This is a genomic window from Anaerotignum faecicola (assembly GCA_024460105.1).
Taxonomy (GTDB): domain Bacteria; phylum Bacillota; class Clostridia; order Lachnospirales; family Anaerotignaceae; genus JANFXS01.
Genome location: JANFXS010000522.1, coordinates 1 through 397, shown reverse-complemented (window position 1 = coordinate 397; position 397 = coordinate 1). Strand labels below are relative to the sequence as shown.

At 51.4% G+C, this 397-nt stretch carries 1 protein-coding gene; it reads left to right on the top strand.

The window, feature by feature from the left end:
- On the top strand, window positions 1-397 hold a 397-nt coding region (locus NE664_15195; GenBank protein MCQ4727977.1), incomplete at both ends, for a hypothetical protein.

Below are 397 nucleotides of genomic sequence, written 5' to 3'. Positions count from 1 at the left end.
GTCCGGTATCTCGTCTGTTACTGATAAGATCTGGGGAAGAGAGCTTTTAAGGAGTGACCGGACGGAGGCGCCGTTTTCAGGAATCTACGAGATAACCGCCATGGAGGGCGGTCCACAGGAGATCAGGAGAAGTATGGGCCGAAACCGGAAATCAACCGCCACCAGACGGTACAAAAGCAGTTTAAGGAGCATAGAGGTGGTGGAACGCGGTCCTGTCTATACGGCCGTGGAGTTGAAATACAGCCTCGAGGGCTGCGGTTTTTACAACGTGTATCTGAAAATCTATGAAACTGTGAGAAAGCTGGAGGCACGTGTACGGATTCATAAGAACAGTGTATGGGAACCGGAAAACCTCTATATCGCACTTCCATTTACTGCGGGAGACGGCGGTGTCAGC